Below are 15,801 nucleotides of genomic sequence, written 5' to 3'. Positions count from 1 at the left end.
TTCAGCAAAACGTTAATCACCGGGGCTGTTCATTCAGCCCCGAGTTGTTTCTGATTCACTACATGAGAATGAGTCATGGCCCTCGACATTCACGCTCACCGCATCCTGATCCTCGACTTCGGTTCCCAGTACACCCAGCTGATCGCCCGCCGCGTGCGTGAAATCGGCGTGTACTGCGAATTGCATCCGTTCGACATGGATGACGAAGCGATTCGCGAATTCGCGCCTAAAGGCGTCATCCTCGCCGGCGGCCCCGAGTCCGTGCACGAAGCCGACAGCCCGCGTTGCCCGCAAGCGGTGTTCGACCTGGGCGTGCCGGTCTTCGGTATCTGCTACGGCATGCAGACCATGGCTGAGCAGCTGGGTGGTAAGGTAGAAGGCTCCGACCTGCGTGAGTTCGGTTATGCCCGCGTTGACGTGGTCGGCAAGAGCCGCCTGCTGGATGGCATCGAAGACCACATCGACGCCGACGGCCTGTTTGGCCTCGACGTGTGGATGAGCCACGGTGACAAGGTCACCAAGATGCCGGAAGACTTCCACATCCTGGCCAGCACCCCGAGCTGCCCGATTGCCGGCATGTTCAACGATGATCGCCGTTACTACGGCGTGCAGTTCCACCCGGAAGTGACCCATACCAAGCAAGGCGGTCGCATCCTGTCGCGCTTCATCCTCGATATCTGCGAGTGCGAAGCCCTGTGGACACCATCGAAAATCGCTGAAGACGCCATCGCCCAGGTTCGCGCCCAGGTCGGCACCGACAACGTACTGCTCGGCTTGTCCGGCGGCGTGGACTCCTCGGTGGTTGCCGCGTTGCTGCACAAGGCCATCGGCGACCAGTTGACCTGCGTCTTCGTCGACAACGGCCTGCTGCGCCTGCACGAAGGCGAGCAAGTGATGGCCATGTTCGCCGAGAACATGGGCGTCAAGGTGATCCGCGCCAACGCCGAAGAGCAGTTCCTGAACAACCTGGCCGGCGAGTCCGACCCGGAGAAGAAGCGCAAGATCATCGGTCGCACCTTCATCGACGTATTCGATGCCGAATCCTGCAAGCTGGACAACATCAAGTACCTGGCCCAAGGCACCATCTACCCCGACGTGATCGAGTCGGCCGGCGCCAAGAGCGGCAAGGCCCACGTGATCAAGTCCCACCACAACGTCGGTGGCCTGCCAGAGGAAATGAACCTCAAGCTGGTCGAGCCGCTGCGCGAGTTGTTCAAGGATGAAGTGCGTCGCCTCGGCCTGGAACTGGGCCTGCCGTACGACATGGTCTACCGCCACCCATTCCCAGGCCCGGGCCTGGGCGTGCGGATCCTTGGTGAAGTGAAGAAGGAATACGCCGACCTGCTGCGTCGCGCCGACCACATCTTCATCGAAGAACTGCGCAAGGCCGACTGGTACCACAAGGTCAGCCAGGCGTTCGTGGTGTTCCAGCCGGTGAAATCGGTTGGCGTGGTCGGCGATGGCCGTCGCTACGCCTGGGTCGTGGCCCTGCGCGCCGTGGAAACCATCGACTTCATGACCGCTCGCTGGGCGCACCTGCCGTACGAGCTGCTGGAAACCGTTTCCGGGCGGATCATCAACGAAATCGAAGGCATCTCCCGCGTGACGTATGACGTGTCGAGCAAGCCGCCGGCGACGATTGAGTGGGAATAAGGTTGATCCGCAGCTCTCTGTTTTATAAGTAAAAAACTAGAGAGCCCCAGGTCGAAACAGAATTGTGACCTGGGTGATATTCAGTCAGGCAAGTGACATCGCCAGACGCTTACAGGCTTTACCATCAGCCTCAAACAACAAAACCCGCATTGGCGGGTTTTGTTGTTTCAGACGAACACGTTGATCAGAAGTCGTAACGCACGTTCGCAGTGAAGGTGTCGGCGTCGAAACCACTGCTGGTCAGGTAGTTGTACGTCCCTCCCACGCTCCACGCGCCCACGCGGTAGTTCGCGCCCAGTCCCAGCTCGTAGCTGTCGCGCGCCGGTGTCGCGCCTGTGGTGGTGAAGGGGGTACCACCGAGTACGAAGGTGGAGGTGGTGCCGGCCTTGTCGCCGATGAAATCGTGCCAGGCCATCAGCTTGGCTTCCGGTTCCAGGCTCCCCACACCTACGTCAAAAGCGGCCGCCAGACGAGCGCCCAGGCCCATTTCGCCGATTTCATAGCGCTGGCTACCGACGTTGAGGGCGGCTGAGCTACCTTTTTCACGGTACGAGTCAATCGACACGTTGGCATAACGCGCACCGATCTGTGGTTCCAGCAGCCACTGCTTGTCGAGCTGGAAAGTGTAGCCTGCCAGTGCGTTGACGCCGAAGATCTCACTGTCGTAGTCGGCCTTGGCGCGGGTACCGGCGATGTAGCGTTTGGACTCGTTGTCGTTCCAGCCATACATCAGCGAGGTGTCGACAAAGAAGTTGTCATGGGTCCAGTTGCCGTACAAGGTCAGTGCATGGCCGCTGACGTCGGTTTTGTGGCCCAGGTCGGATTTAACGTCGCTGGTCAGGTAGCTGTAAGCCAGGCCCATGGTGGTATCGGCGTTGAGCTTGCCGTCGGCACCCACGGCGATGCCGTTGGTGTTGGCGTCGTAGCCGTCGATACCGTGGCGGCTGTCCTGGTTGGCATCGCTGGACAGCGCTTGCAGCCATACGCCTTGTTCTGCCAGGACGTCACCGGAGGACAGACCGCTACGCGCTTTGCTGGCGCGGCGGTTGATGGCACTTGCGACCAGGTTCTGGCTGTTGGTGGCGGCGTTGATCGCCCCGCGGCTGACGTCCGGGGTCAGGGTTTCGGCAAGTTCGGCCAGATCTTCACTGGTGGCGGCGTTGGCGAAACGCTGGAATACCGGGTCACTTTCGTCCAACTGGCCCATGACCGTGTTCTTGAACGGATTGATGGCGTTCACCGCGTTGCGCGAACCACGGGCACCCAGCAGGTCTTGCGTGATCGCCTCATCACTGCGGGTGGCAACCAGTGCTTTCACGTCCTGACCTTCAATGCCGAAGTTCCTCACCTCAAGCAACGCCGAGGAGGAAACCACGGACAGGTTCTGCGGGTCTTCCCAAGTGCCAGAGTTGATGAGGGTGTAGCGGGTGCCCGACGTGCGGAAGTCGTCGGAGCGAGCCTGCAGTTCGATCTGGCTGCCAGGAGAGAAGTAGGTATTGCCGGTGACTTTCAGGATCGGCGTGTTGGGCAGTGTGTTGTTATCCAGCAGCAGGCGCAAACGCGCAGTCTCGCTGTCCATGTCGAGGTCGCCCACAATCGTAGTCTGCGGGCGAAGCAGAGTCAGGCGGCCCCCGTCGATATCGACGAAACCGGCGCGGATGGTCGAGCCATCGAACATCGCGTCCCCTTGCACCAGCACACCACTCAGGCCCAGCAGGTCACCCTTGACCTGACCACCTTGCCAGTAGAAATACGAAGGGGAGGCATTGTCGTCCGCCAGAATTGCTGCGGTGCCGCCTTCGATCAGGCCACCTGTCTGCCTGATGGTGAGGATGTCGAAACCGCCGGAGGTGTCGAGACTGCGAAAATGGATACCGACTCCATCGGCGGAGATAGTCCCGCTGTTGTTGATATCGCTCTTGAAGGGAGCGCCTGTCATCTGACCGGTAAAGCGAGCGTTCTCGATCTCGATACCCGCAGAGTCGATGCCACGAGCGGTGATAGTGCCCGAGTTATTGATGTTCGCCTGGGTCGAGGTGATCATCATGCCGTTGGCATCTTCGCCAGTCACAGTGATGTTGCCGTTGTTGTTCACTTCGCCAGCGATATTCGCCAGATACAGGTCCAGCCCCATGGCGCCATTGCCGCTCACCGTAATGTCGCCATGATTTACCAGATCGCCAGCGACGTTGGAATTGAGGGTCATGGCGATGCCGGCCGGGATGTCGCTGGGGTTCGCGGCCGTCAGGTTGATGTTGCCCTGGTTGACCAGGTTGCCCGCCAGGGTCACGTCGGTCAGCTCTACGCCAGCGTTTTGCGACGTCCCGGTGAAGGTGGCGTTATTGAAAACGTCACCGGAGCTGCTGTATGCCCCTGTGCTCAGGTCGTGGTTGAAGTCGGGTGCGGGTGCGGCATGGACCGTGGCAGTGGCAGCCGCGATGGACAGCGCCAACAACGAGCGGCGCAGGTGGGAGATGTTCAAGACAGTATCCTTACAGGGTAGAAACTGACAGAGAACAACCTGCGCGTCAGCGTCTGTTTTAGGCTTCCCTGCCAGCTTGTCAGTGAAGTGCTGATTCAAGCGCGGTGAAATTTACACGATGCTTGTAGGGCAAATCACCATAAAAAGAATAAATGACGAAGAAAAAGCTAAAAAATGCGACGTTACAGTTATTTTTTGAGGCTTTATAGGGTTATTCAGCAATAAGCGGAACTTAAGGTCACCGTTGTGGTCACGCCCGGGTCAGGCACTAGGGGGAATAGTGTTCGGATGTTTTTAAACGGACGTGCCCACCCTTAATCTCAGGATTCTCATGTGCCAATGGAATTTTGGCCCACCGGCTCCATGTCGCTTCCCACCCCCTATCATGGCTGGCTCCTGGTACATGGACGTATTGGGAAAGGGGCGAGCCCAGCGCCTGTTGGTACCTATCAGCTAAACGACCTGGAACAATCAGGTCTGCTTCTCCGATGAGATGACGCTGGGGCAATAAGGCGAGTCGACTACGATAGTCCAGCGGATCCAGTGAACCGTCGAGTGGCGACAGTCCTTTCATCGTCGCCCACAGACGTGGACTGAGATTGCCAGCAAGGGTTTGCACCTGAGTAACATCATTGCGCTGTGCCGCTAACAATAATGCGAGAGCGGCTCCACCTGAATACCCCACCAGTTCGAACTCCCTATTGCCATATCGCTGTTTCAGTTGGTCCAGCGCCTGGCTGAGACGGGTGACCACTTCCTGAGAAAAGCGGCGATTGGTCCAGAGTGCTGATTGACAGGCTGCGGCCATGACGAACTGGCAGGGGCGTGCCAGGTACGCGTTCGGTGTCGGATCATCGACCGCCAGTCGTGGCACTAACAGATTGTGCGGGCTCGGATCCAGGCTGGGTTGAGTGGCCGTCGCCCAGGAATGGCCATCGCCTTCCAGGTAGACACGCAGGCGAGTCATCTTTTCCCCAGTGTGCGGCGCAAGTATGAGGAGGGGGAAGGCGTGGCCTGGCAAGACCTCCCATTGTCGCCCGTGCTCTTCAGCCAGTTGTTGCAGTGCCTCGCGCGGCGATTGGCAGGCGATGAGAAGCGCGCTGACCATCACCATCCAGGCTTTATAGAAGCCGGCCAATGTCCCACGACAGGAAAAGTATCTACTCATCATCTGTCGTAACACACCTTGGCAATTGGCAGCATCGGCATTGAAGTCGGCATTGGCAGTGTAGTTCTTGGTTAAGTTAGGGCAGCGATGGCAGGATGTGGCGACCAGCCTATCCCAGTTCGAAGCGCTGCCATTTATAGATCCGATTTCGATCCCCAAGTTGCTGATTCAACGCAGCAGATGCGCGAAGAGTCTCTTATCTGCGCATGCTGCACGAATGACCACCGTATCGATGTGTACAGGAAAACCCTGTGGATAACCTCTCCAGGGTTTTTTCATTTTGACTGGCCTTACTATTTCTCATCTGCGGGTCTCCTGAGGAAAGCTTCTGTCAAGCGGTTTTCCCGTCACGTTTCGCTACGATTACCGTCTCAGCGGGGGCCGAGAGGCGCTTATCATCGGGCGGTATGGCCTGCGGGTATCGCAGCTATTGAAGAGCGGGCCAAGGTTGTCGATTGACAACCTAGTGGGCCATGCGAATACTGGAGATCACGGATAAGTCGTCCCTCGCACCCGAAGAAAGAGGTCGAAGAAGTGCTTAGGCATGCCGAAGCGCAGGGCTGGCGTGTAGTAGTTGGCGGTAGTCACGCCTGGGGGCGGCTTATTGTCCTTATAACGATGAGGACTGCCGCTGCGGTGAGTTCTGCATTACGTCGATATGGAGCACGCCAAAGAACCCTGGCAATCACGCGCGAGCATTGCGGCGCGTTGTGGACAATTGCACTGCGCATCGTAATTGGCGCGAAGCTGATGACGGTGCTGAGGACTAGGAAATGGAATACACCTTTACCTTGAAATATCAGCTCGCTGGTGATGACTGTCCCGCGGATGAACTGGTCGAGCGGCTGGGTGAGGCTGGCTGCGACGACGCTCTGGTAGGCATTGGGCAACCGGTGCGGCTGGCGCTTGAGTTCACTCGGGAGGCTGCGGATGCGATCAAGGCCGTGCTTAGCGCCCTGGGCGATGTCCGCCGCGCGGTGCCGTCGGCCAAACTGATCGAGGTTGCTCCTGATTGGGTCGGGCTGACCGACGTAGCCGAAATCGTAGGCGTATCTCGACAGAACATGCGCAAGCTGATGTTGGCTCATCCTGGCAGCTTCCCGACGCCTGTGCACGAAGGGAGTTCGTCTATCTGGCACTTGGCAGACATCCTGACCTGGCTGCAGGCCAAGGGCAGCTATTCACTTCCCAAGCACGTGTTGGATCTGGCGCAGGTGGCTTTGCAGGTCAACGTTGCGAAAGAGGGGCGGCGGTTACCTGGCTTGGCTGCCAGAGAGTTGGAAGCTTTGGTTGGGTGACCGTCTGAACCGCTTGGGGCGCCATTAGGCGCCCTTGTCGCATCTGACGATCATGGCTCGACCGGGTGGCGCGACAATCCTTCACTTAATATTTCTCAATTGCAGGTGTATCGTATTCGCCTTTTGCGGGCCCCAGGGTCCGCCGCAGATTCAAGAGGTGGTCGCTTCATGTCCTTTACCCGTCGCCAAATACTCGGTGGCCTGGCCGGTCTTGTTGTCGTGGGCGTAGGGGCGGGGGGCGCGTCGCGGTATTGGTTGGGCAAGATGGCCGATGCCGAGGCCGGTCACGACTATGAGTTGATCGCCGCGCCCCTGGACGTGGAGCTGGTGGCCGGGCACAAGACCCAGGCCTGGGCTTTTGGTCCGTCGGCACCGGGTACTGAATTGCGGGTGCGTCAGGGCGAATGGTTGCGGGTGCGCTTCATTAATCACCTGCCGGTTGCGACCACCATTCACTGGCACGGTATCCGTCTGCCGCTGGAGATGGACGGCGTGCCGTATGTCTCGCAATTGCCGGTGCTGCCGGGTGAATACTTCGATTACAAATTCCGCGTGCCGGACGCCGGCAGCTATTGGTATCACCCCCACGTCAACAGCAGCGAGGAGCTCGGTCGCGGGCTCGTTGGGCCTTTGATTGTCGAGGAGCGTGAGCCCACCGGCTTCAAATACGAACAAACCCTCAGCCTCAAGAACTGGCATGTGGATGAGCAAGGCGAGTTCGTCGCCTTCAGCATTCCCCGTGAAGCGGCCCGTGGCGGGACGGCCGGGCGTTTGTCGACCATCAACGGCGTGCCGCTACCGGTGATTGATCTGCCGGCCGGACAGATCACCCGGGTACGCTTGCTGAACCTGGACAATACCCTGACCTACCGCATCAACATTCCTGGCGTCGAGGCGCAGATCTACGCCCTGGACGGTAACCCTGTCGCGCCGCGCCCGCTGGGCAAGGAATACTGGCTGGGTCCGGGCATGCGCATTTGCCTGGCGATCAAGGCGCCGGCGGCCGGGGAGGAGTTGTCATTGCGCAATGGTCCGGTGCGGCTGGGCACTTTGCGCTCCGTGCCCAACAACGAGGCGCCGGCCCAGTGGCCGCCCGCGCTGCCACCTAACCCGGTGGCCGAGCCGGACCTGGCCAATGCCGAGAAACTCAACTTCAATTTCGAGTGGGTCGGTTCGGTGTCGGTCAATGTCGACAACGGCAAACCACCGAGTTTGTGGCAGATCAACGGCAAGGCCTGGGACATCACCGACAAGACCTGCGCCGACCGGCCAATCGCCACGTTGAAAAAAGGCCAGAGCTATATTTTCGAATTGAAGAACATGACTCAGTACCAGCATCCGATCCATTTGCACGGCATGAGCTTCAAGGTGATTGCATCCAACCGGCACAAGGTCATCCCGTATTTCACCGACACCTATCTGCTGGGCAAGAACGAGCGGGCGCAGGTGGCGCTGGTGGCGGATAACCCAGGCGTGTGGATGTTCCATTGCCATGTGATCGACCACATGGAAACCGGCCTGATGGCCGCCATCGAGGTGGCGTGATGCGCCAGATTCGCCCCGCCAAAATCATCGACCGCAGCCGTGACCAGGATTTCATGCGCGAAGCCCTGAGCCTCGCCGCACAAGGCGCGGCTTTGGGTGAAGTGCCGGTGGGCGCAGTGCTCGTGCAGGACGGTGAGATCATCGGCCGCGGCTTCAACTGCCCGATCAGCGGCCACGACCCCAGCGCCCATGCGGAAATGGTCGCCATCCGCGCCGCCGCCCAGGCCGTGAGTAACTATCGCCTGCCCGGCAGCACCCTCTATGTGACGCTGGAGCCGTGCAGCATGTGCGCCGGCCTCATCGTTCACTCGCGCATCGCCCGGGTCGTCTACGGCGCCCTGGAGCCCAAGGCCGGCATTGTGCAGAGCCAGGGGCAATTTTTCAGCCAGGGGTTTCTGAATCACCGGGTGATGTTCGAGGGCGGGGTGTTGGCTGACGAGTGCAGTGCGGTGTTGAGCGAGTTCTTCAAGGCCCGCAGAGCCAAATCCCAAGACTGACGCTGTACCCTGTGGGAGCGGGCTTGCTCGCGAAAGCGGCGTGTCAGTCACATAGATGTTGAATGGTCCGCCGCCATCGCGAGCAAGCTCAGCTCCCACATGGGGTCCCGGGTGTCCACAGATCCTGCGTTCACCACAATCCCTGTGGGAGCTGAGCCTTGCATTCATGTTGAATGTGCTGCCGCCTTCGCGAGCAAGCCCGCTCCCACAGAGGGGGGTTGTGGTACCAGGGCGATTTATTTCCGCGCCACAATCACCGCCCGCATTGGCGCCGGCAGTCCTTCGATGGTTTTGCTGTGGTCGGCGGGATCGAGAAAGTCGCTAAGCGACTGATACTTCATCCACTCGGTGCTGCGCTGTTCTTCCACGGTGGTCAAGCTCACGTCCACACAGCGCACATCGCTGAACCCGGCGCGGCGCAGCCAGCGTTCCAGGGCTGGGACTGAAGGCAGGAACCAGACGTTGCGCATCTGTGCGTAACGGTCCTCGGGGACCAGCACCTGATGTTCATCGCCCTCGATCACCAGGGTTTCCAGGACCAGCTCTCCGCCCTTGACCAGGCAATCCTTGAGCGCCAGCAAATGCTCGATCGGCGAGCGGCGATGGTAGAACACGCCCATGGAAAACACCGTATCGAAGCCTTCCAGCTCCGGCGGCAGCGCCTCGAATGGGAAAGGCAGGTGCCAGGCGTTGGGCTGCGAGAGGTAGCGCTGCACCGCCTGGAACTGGCAGAAGAACAGCCAGTTGGGGTCGACGCCGATCACCGTGTCGGCACCGGCACCGAGCATCCGCCACATGTAATAACCGTTGCCGCAGCCCACATCGAGGATGCGCTTGCCCACCAGGTCCAGGTGCGGGGCGACCCGCGACCACTTCCAGTCCGAACGCCATTCGGTGTCAACGTGCACGCCAAACAGGTCGAAAGGCCCTTTGCGCCACGGCGACAGGCCCATCAGCGCGGTTCGCATCTGTTCACGGGTTTCGTCGCTGCAATCGGTGTCGAGGGTCAGGCCGTTCAGCAGGTCAATCCGGGTCGGTTGCAGCACTGGCAAGGCATCGAGGGCGCTCTGCCAGCGCTCTAGGTCGCCATGACCCTTTTCCATTTTGCTGTCCAGTTGCGTTTGCAGCGTCGCGGCCCAATCGGCCAGAGGTGTGCCGGCCAGATGGCGGGCCAGGGGAGACAGATCAATCATGGCAGGGCAATCAACGAGGCAAAATTAAGACACTGGAACCACGGCACGACTTTCGAGAAACCGGCCGCCAGCAGGCGTTCGCGGTGTTCTTCGAGACTGTCGGGCTTCATGACGTTTTCGATGGCGCTGCGCTTCTGGGCGATTTCCAGCTCGCTGTAGCCGTTGGCGCGCTTGAACGCCACATGCAGGTCGTTGAGCAGCGCGTGCTCTTGTTCATCGTTAAAGCGCAGCTTCTCCGAGAGGATCAACGCACCGCCGGGCAGCAGGGACTGGCGGATGCGGCTCAACAAGGCGGTACGCTGATCCGGCGCGATGAATTGCAGGGTGAAGTTCAGCGCTACCACCGAGGCCGGCTGGAACGTCAGGGCGAGGATGTCGCCTTCGATCACTTCAACCGGCAGCAACTCCTGGAACATCGAGTCCTGGCCGTTAAGGTACTCGCGGCAGCGCTCGACCATGGCCGCTGAGTTATCCACCGCAATCACCCGGCAACCGTCGGTGCGCACATGGCGGCGCAGGGCCTGGGTCACCGCGCCCAGGGACGAGCCCAGGTCGTAGAGGACGCTGTCCGGCTGGGCAAATTGCGCGGCGAGCACGCCCAGGTTCTCGACGATGGTCGGGTAACCCGGCACCGAACGCTTGATCATGTCCGGAAACACCCGCACCACGTCCTCGTTAAAGGCGAAGTCAGGCACCTGGGCCAGGGGCTGGGCGAATAGACGATCGGGTTCTTTGCTCACGGCAGTTCCAGCGGCATGGGTGGTGAAAAGGCCGGCATTTTAACCAAAAAACCTCTGGGAGCGAGCCTTTGTGAGCGCCGGGCTTGCTCTCTGGTTCAGTGGTTTTTTTGAGTGAAGGCCGACGCCGCAATGCCCCACTGGCCCAGCCAATAACTGATGATGATCAGGTAAGGCGCGGCATGAAAGGGCGCCACGAACCGGTTTATGCCAATGACGCTGTCGGAAAACACAAACGCCAGAGCCCCGGCAGCGGCCAGCCAGGCCGAGCGCTCGGGGACTTCAGTACCCAATCGCGCCAGCGCACGCCAGAGCATGGCGCTGATGGCCAGGCCATAGACAATCACCGGGACGAGCAAAGGCCCCAGACCGCTCGATATCAGAATCCCCAGCAGCGTTGCGCCAAGCCCCAATGCCAGGGCCAGCGATAGCAACGCCGGACGGCGACAGTCGCTGAGGTAGGCTTTCAGATAGGCCAGGTGCGCCAGCAGAAACGCGCCAAGGCCGAACACGAACAGATCCCCGGGCCAAGCCAGCAGCACATCGCCCACCAGCGAGAAAATCAATCCCAGGCTGATCCAGCGTCGATATTCGCTGGGTGGCGCATCGTGCAGCCAGCCGAGCAGGGCCAGCACCGGCATCGGCTTGACCAGCAGGCACAGCAGGGTGGCATGCACAGTGAGCCCGTACACATAGGTGGCCGCGCCCATCAATGCAAGGATCAGCCAACCCATGATCAATTCACCGAAATGGCGCAGTCGAAGGTTTCCACCGGCGGTACTTCAGGTGCCCAGGGCTGTTGATAAGTCAGGCGCAAGCGACCGGTTCCGGCAGCAAATGCCTGGAAACGCCAGGTTGATACCCCGGCCGCGCCGACGATGCCGGCGTCTTCCGGGTTGCGGTAAACCTCAGGCCCCCAGGCCTTCAGCACGCCGCCAGCCGAATCCTGGACCGCCCAGCGATAACCGGTGCTGGGGTTGCTGGGCAAATTCAGGATCAGGTTCTGGCCGTTAGTGAGCTGCACCGGGCACTGGCTCAGTTTTTCCACGGTCACGTTGTGTTTCGGTTGCGTGGCGCAGGCACTCAGCAGGGCGAGGCTGAAAGGGACGAGCAGGCGGGTGAGGGACATAAGGGCTCCGGCATTCACGACGAACGGCGAGCATAACCGAAGATGCTACTGGGTGTGTCAGCGGGGCATGTGTTGGATCTCATGGCCTTATCGCGAGCAGGCTCGCTCCCACAAGGGTTTGGTGTGGATCACACATGTTGTGAACAACACAAAGCCACTGTGGGAGCGAGCCTGCTCGCGATGAGGCCCGCACAAGCGCTACAGGACTATCAGAACAACACCTTGGCCACATCGGCAAACCGCTTGGCGAAGTGCACGGTGACGCCTTCCTTGAGGTAGTCCGGCAGTTCTTCGAAGTTGCCCCGGTTGGCTTCCGGCAGGATCAGCTCATTGATTTTCTGCCGTCGCGCTGCGATCACTTTCTCGCGCACCCCACCAATGGGCAGCACGTGCCCGGTGAGGGTCAGTTCGCCGGTCATGGCCACGCCTTTTTTCGGCGCCTGGTTGCGAGCCAGGGACAGCAAGGCGCTGGCCATGGTCACCCCGGCACTCGGACCGTCCTTGGGGGTGGCGCCTTCCGGTACGTGCAAGTGAACGAAGGCTTCGTCGAAGAACTTCGGATCGCCGCCAAACTGCTTCAAATGCGAGCTGACGTAGCTGTGGGCGATTTCTGCTGACTCTTTCATCACCTCCCCCAGTTGCCCGGTGAGCTTGAAGCCGCGATTGAGCGTGTGGATGCGCGTCGCTTCGATCGGCAGCGTCGCGCCGCCCATGCTGGTCCAGGCCAGGCCGGTAATCACACCGATGCCGGACAGCACTTGCTCGTTGCGGAACACCGGCTTGCCCAGCGATGCCTCAAGGTCCTTGGGCCCGAGCTTGATCACGGCTTTCGGGTCATCGATCAGTTTCATCACCGCCTTGCGCACCAGCTTGCCCAGCTGTTTCTCCAGCTGCCGCACCCCGGCCTCACGGGCATAACCGTCGATCAGGGCCTTGAGGGCGCTGTCGGTGATATTCAGGCTGCCTTTGGACACGCCGGCCTTGGCCAGTTGTTTGGGCCACAAATGGCGCTTGGCGATGGCGACCTTCTCTTCGGTGATATAGCCCGACAGGCGAATCACTTCCATCCGGTCCAGCAGCGGGCCAGGGATCGAGTCCAGGGTGTTGGCGGTGCACACGAAGAGCACTTTCGACAGGTCCAGGCGCAGGTCCAGGTAGTGATCGAGGAATTCGACGTTCTGCTCCGGGTCGAGGGTTTCCAGCAAGGCCGAGGCCGGATCGCCCTGGTAGCTCTGACCCATCTTGTCGATCTCGTCGAGCATGATCACCGGGTTCATCACTTCGACATCTTTAAGCGCCTGCACCAGCTTGCCCGGTTGAGCACCGATGTAGGTGCGCCGATGGCCCTTGATTTCGGCTTCATCGCGCATGCCGCCGACGCTGAAACGGTAGAACGGCCGACCCAGGGTTTCGGCGATGGACTTGCCGACACTGGTCTTGCCCACCCCCGGCGGCCCCACCAGCAGCACGATGGAGCCGCTGATTTCGCCTTTATAGGCACCCACGGCGAGAAACTCGAGGATGCGGTCCTTGATGTCCCCCAGCCCGGCATGGTGCTGGTCGAGCACCTTGCGCGCGTGCTTGAGGTCGAGCTTGTCCTGGCCATACACGCCCCACGGCACCGACGTCGCCCAATCTAGGTAATTGCGGGTGACCGCGTATTCCGGCGAGCCGGTTTCCAGGATCGAGAGCTTGTTCATTTCCTCTTCGATGCGCTTTTGCGCCTGGGCCGGCAAGTCCTTGCCCTCCAGCCGTTGCTCGAATTGTTCGATATCGGCGCTGCGATCGTCCTTGGTCAGCCCCAGCTCCTGCTGGATGACCTTCAACTGCTCCTTGAGGAAGAATTCGCGCTGATGCTCGCCAATCTTGTTGTTGACCTCGGCAGAAATCTCCTTCTGCAGCCGCGCGACTTCAACTTCCTTGCGCAGCATCGGCAGCACTTTTTCCATGCGCTTGAGCATGGGGACGCAATCGAGCACTTCCTGCAACTCACTGCCGGTGGCCGAGGTGAGTGCGGCGGCAAAGTCAGTCAGGGGCGACGGGTCGTTGGGGCTGAAGCGGTTGAGGTAATTCTTCAGCTCTTCGCTGTACAGCGGATTGAGTGGAAGCAGCTCCTTGATCGCATTGATCAACGCCATGCCATAGGCCTTGACCTCGTCGGTCGGCTCGCTTGGCTGGTGCGGGTATTCGACTTCCACCAGGTACGGTGGGCGATGGTGCTTGAGCCAGGTGCGGATGCGCACGCGGGTCAGACCCTGGGCAACGAACTGCAGTTTGCCGCCTTCGCGACTGGCGTGGTGCACCTTGACCAGCGTGCCATACAGCGGCAGCGCTGAGGTGTCGAAGTGGCGCGGATCTTCCTGGGGCGTATCCATGAAAAACAGCGCCAGGGAATGGTGTTCGGATTTGGCGACCAATTCCAGGGTTTCAGCCCAAGGTTCCTCATTGACAATGACCGGCAGCACTTGGGCCGGGAAGAACGGGCGATTGTGGATTGGAATGATGTAGACCTTGTCCGGCAGGTTTTGGCCGGGCAGGGCCAGGCCGGTGCCGGAGGAGGTGTGTTCGATGTGTTCGGAGTCGGCGTAATCGTTCGTGGCTTCAGTAGAGTGCTGGTCGCTCATGGGGCACCTGCGCAATGGAGTATGGGTCTTAGATGGGGCAGGTGAGGGGTGGTTTCAATGGTGGGCGATTGTTAGCTGTTATTTCATTGCAAGGCATTCAGCCTTGTGACAGGTTCGGTGCGGGCCTGTCGCCGGGCCCGCACCGAGGGTTCAGGCGACCCTGTTCAAATCGTTATGGCGCGTCTCTTTCAGGCACAGTACCGCGATCACGCTGAGCACCGCGGCCCCCGAGACATAACCACCGACGTAGCTCAAACCGCCCATTGCCACCAGTTTCTGGGCAAAGAACGGGGCGGCCGAAGCGCCGACGATGCCGCCCAGGTTGTAGGCGGCCGAGGCGCCGGTATAGCGCACATGGGTGGGAAACAGTTCTGGTAGCAGGGCGCCCATGGGGGCGAAGGTCACGCCCATCAGAAACAGCTCGATGCACAGGAACAGCGCCACGCCCAAGGTTGTGCCCTGGGTCAGCAAGGGCTCCATGAGGAAGCCCGAGGCAATTGCCAGTACGCCCCCGATAAGCAATATCGGTTTGCGGCCGTAGCGGTCGCTGGCCCAGGCCGACAGCGGCGTCGCGGCGGCCATGAACAGCACCGCAAAGCACAGCAGGCCGAGGAAGGTTTCGCGGCTGTAGCCGAGGGTGGACACACCGTAGCTCAGGGAAAACACGGTCGAGATGTAGAACAGCGCATAACACACCACCATCGCCGCGGCACCCAGCAACGTCGGCGCCCAGTACTGGCTGAACAGCTCGACCAGCGGAACTTTCACCCGTTCCTGGCGGGCCATGGCATCGGCGAAGACGGGTGTTTCATGAAGCTTGAGGCGCACATAAAGGCCGACGATCACCAGCACCGCACTGAGCAGGAACGGGATCCGCCAGCCCCAGGAACGGAACTGCTCGTCGTCCAGGGTCATGGCCAGGGTCAGGAACAACCCGTTGGCCGCCAGAAAGCCGATCGAGGGCCCCAGTTGGGGAAACATACCGAACCAAGCGCGTTTGCCCTTGGGCGCGTTCTCGGTGGCAAGCAACGCTGCGCCACCCCATTCACCGCCCAGGCCCAACCCCTGGCCAAAACGCAGCACGCACAACAGGATCGGCGCCCAGGCGCCAATACTGGCGTAACCGGGCAGTACGCCGATCAGCGTGGTACACACACCCATCAGCAGCAGGGAAGCCACCAGCGTGGACTTGCGCCCGATCCGGTCGCCGAAGTGGCCGAACAGCGCCGAACCCAGCGGGCGAGCGAGGAATGCGATGCCGAACGTCAGGAAGGACGAGAGCATCTGTGCCGTGCCTGAGGTTTGCGGGAAGAACACCGGCCCGATCACCAGGGCCGCAGCCGTGGCGTAGACGTAGAAGTCATAGAACTCGATGGCCGTGCCGATGAAGCTTGCGGTCGCCACGCGGGTGGCGGAGTTCGTCGGCGGGGCAGACACAGCTTCGTTGCAAGTGGTCGTTGTCATGCGGTTATCCC

At 60.6% G+C, this 15,801-nt stretch carries 12 protein-coding genes and 1 pseudogene; 5 read left to right on the top strand and 8 right to left on the bottom strand.

What is annotated here, in order from left to right; all coding sequences use genetic code 11:
• Window positions 1–75 precede the first annotated feature (75 nt).
• Window positions 76–1,653, top strand: a complete 1,578-nt coding sequence (gene guaA, locus BW979_RS25435) for a glutamine-hydrolyzing GMP synthase (protein ID WP_047227488.1) — start codon at window positions 76–78, stop codon at window positions 1,651–1,653.
• Between the two features lie 184 nt (window positions 1,654–1,837).
• On the opposite strand, the gene BW979_RS25430 is transcribed toward guaA, so the two are convergent.
• On the bottom strand, window positions 1,838–4,135 hold the full coding sequence (locus tag BW979_RS25430; protein WP_076386224.1) for an autotransporter family protein: 2,298 nt from the start codon (window positions 4,133–4,135) through the stop codon (window positions 1,838–1,840).
• A gap of 268 nt (window positions 4,136–4,403) precedes the next feature.
• A complete protein-coding gene (locus tag BW979_RS25425; protein ID WP_076386737.1) occupies window positions 4,404–5,303 on the bottom strand; it encodes an alpha/beta hydrolase in 900 nt (299 codons plus the stop codon).
• A gap of 495 nt (window positions 5,304–5,798) precedes the next feature.
• Between BW979_RS25425 and BW979_RS27925 the strand changes: the two are divergent.
• The 4 genes and pseudogenes from BW979_RS27925 to tadA all read left to right on the top strand — a co-directional run bounded on the left by BW979_RS27925 (window position 5,799) and on the right by tadA (window position 8,643).
• Window positions 5,799–6,073 (top strand): annotated as a pseudogene (locus BW979_RS27925) (hypothetical protein).
• A 3-nt stretch (window positions 6,074–6,076) separates the two neighbouring features.
• Complete coding sequence (locus BW979_RS25415) at window positions 6,077–6,601, top strand: helix-turn-helix transcriptional regulator (RefSeq protein ID WP_076386222.1); 525 nt, start codon at window positions 6,077–6,079, stop codon at window positions 6,599–6,601.
• A 168-nt stretch (window positions 6,602–6,769) separates the two neighbouring features.
• Window positions 6,770–8,146 carry a multicopper oxidase family protein gene (locus BW979_RS25410; protein ID WP_076386220.1) on the top strand — a complete coding sequence of 459 codons (1,377 nt, stop codon included), beginning with the start codon at window positions 6,770–6,772 and terminating at the stop codon, window positions 8,144–8,146.
• Window positions 8,146–8,643, top strand: a complete 498-nt coding sequence (gene tadA / locus BW979_RS25405) for a tRNA adenosine(34) deaminase TadA (RefSeq protein ID WP_047227492.1) — start codon at window positions 8,146–8,148, stop codon at window positions 8,641–8,643. The genes BW979_RS25410 and tadA overlap by 1 nt, the downstream gene beginning before the upstream one ends.
• 236 nt (window positions 8,644–8,879) lie before the next feature.
• Here tadA and cmoB read toward each other — a convergent pair whose 3' ends face one another.
• The 6 genes from cmoB to BW979_RS25375 form a co-directional block, all read right to left on the bottom strand.
• Window positions 8,880–9,836, bottom strand: a complete 957-nt coding sequence (gene cmoB, locus BW979_RS25400) for a tRNA 5-methoxyuridine(34)/uridine 5-oxyacetic acid(34) synthase CmoB (RefSeq protein ID WP_047227493.1) — start codon at window positions 9,834–9,836, stop codon at window positions 8,880–8,882.
• Window positions 9,833–10,576, bottom strand: coding sequence for a carboxy-S-adenosyl-L-methionine synthase CmoA (gene cmoA / locus BW979_RS25395; RefSeq protein WP_047227494.1), 744 nt, complete (start codon window positions 10,574–10,576; stop codon window positions 9,833–9,835). Before cmoA ends, cmoB begins: the two co-directional genes overlap by 4 nt.
• A gap of 95 nt (window positions 10,577–10,671) precedes the next feature.
• On the bottom strand, window positions 10,672–11,307 hold the full coding sequence (locus tag BW979_RS25390; RefSeq protein ID WP_047227495.1) for a lysoplasmalogenase: 636 nt from the start codon (window positions 11,305–11,307) through the stop codon (window positions 10,672–10,674).
• Between the two features lie 2 nt (window positions 11,308–11,309).
• A complete protein-coding gene (locus tag BW979_RS25385) occupies window positions 11,310–11,702 on the bottom strand; it encodes a protease inhibitor I42 family protein (RefSeq protein WP_047227496.1) in 393 nt (130 codons plus the stop codon).
• 209 nt (window positions 11,703–11,911) lie between these two features.
• Window positions 11,912–14,326 carry an endopeptidase La gene (gene lon / locus BW979_RS25380; RefSeq protein ID WP_047227497.1) on the bottom strand — a complete coding sequence of 805 codons (2,415 nt, stop codon included), beginning with the start codon at window positions 14,324–14,326 and terminating at the stop codon, window positions 11,912–11,914.
• A gap of 150 nt (window positions 14,327–14,476) precedes the next feature.
• Window positions 14,477–15,790 carry an MFS transporter gene (locus BW979_RS25375; RefSeq protein ID WP_047227498.1) on the bottom strand — a complete coding sequence of 438 codons (1,314 nt, stop codon included), beginning with the start codon at window positions 15,788–15,790 and terminating at the stop codon, window positions 14,477–14,479.
• Window positions 15,791–15,801 lie beyond the last annotated feature (11 nt).

Origin of the sequence: Pseudomonas sp. A214, assembly GCF_900156295.1 — a bacterium.
Taxonomy (GTDB): domain Bacteria; phylum Pseudomonadota; class Gammaproteobacteria; order Pseudomonadales; family Pseudomonadaceae; genus Aquipseudomonas; species Aquipseudomonas rhizophila.
Note: the sequence above shows the minus strand (reverse complement) of the source record. Positions and strands in the feature narration are given on the sequence as shown.

What these genes read in the sequence shown, in the direction of transcription:
- cmoB (WP_047227493.1), bottom strand. Translation starts at nt 9,836, where the DNA reads ATGATTGATCTGTCTCCCCTGGCCCGCCATCTGGCCGGCACACCTCTG.
- BW979_RS25375 (WP_047227498.1), bottom strand. Translation starts at nt 15,790, where the DNA reads ATGACAACGACCACTTGCAACGAAGCTGTGTCTGCCCCGCCGACGAAC.
- BW979_RS25410 (WP_076386220.1), top strand. Translation starts at nt 6,770, where the DNA reads ATGTCCTTTACCCGTCGCCAAATACTCGGTGGCCTGGCCGGTCTTGTT.
- lon (WP_047227497.1), bottom strand. Translation starts at nt 14,326, where the DNA reads ATGAGCGACCAGCACTCTACTGAAGCCACGAACGATTACGCCGACTCC.
- guaA (WP_047227488.1), top strand. Translation starts at nt 76, where the DNA reads ATGGCCCTCGACATTCACGCTCACCGCATCCTGATCCTCGACTTCGGT.
- tadA (WP_047227492.1), top strand. Translation starts at nt 8,146, where the DNA reads ATGCGCCAGATTCGCCCCGCCAAAATCATCGACCGCAGCCGTGACCAG.
- BW979_RS25390 (WP_047227495.1), bottom strand. Translation starts at nt 11,307, where the DNA reads ATGGGTTGGCTGATCCTTGCATTGATGGGCGCGGCCACCTATGTGTAC.
- BW979_RS25385 (WP_047227496.1), bottom strand. Translation starts at nt 11,702, where the DNA reads ATGTCCCTCACCCGCCTGCTCGTCCCTTTCAGCCTCGCCCTGCTGAGT.
- BW979_RS25415 (WP_076386222.1), top strand. Translation starts at nt 6,077, where the DNA reads ATGGAATACACCTTTACCTTGAAATATCAGCTCGCTGGTGATGACTGT.
- BW979_RS25425 (WP_076386737.1), bottom strand. Translation starts at nt 5,303, where the DNA reads ATGAGTAGATACTTTTCCTGTCGTGGGACATTGGCCGGCTTCTATAAA.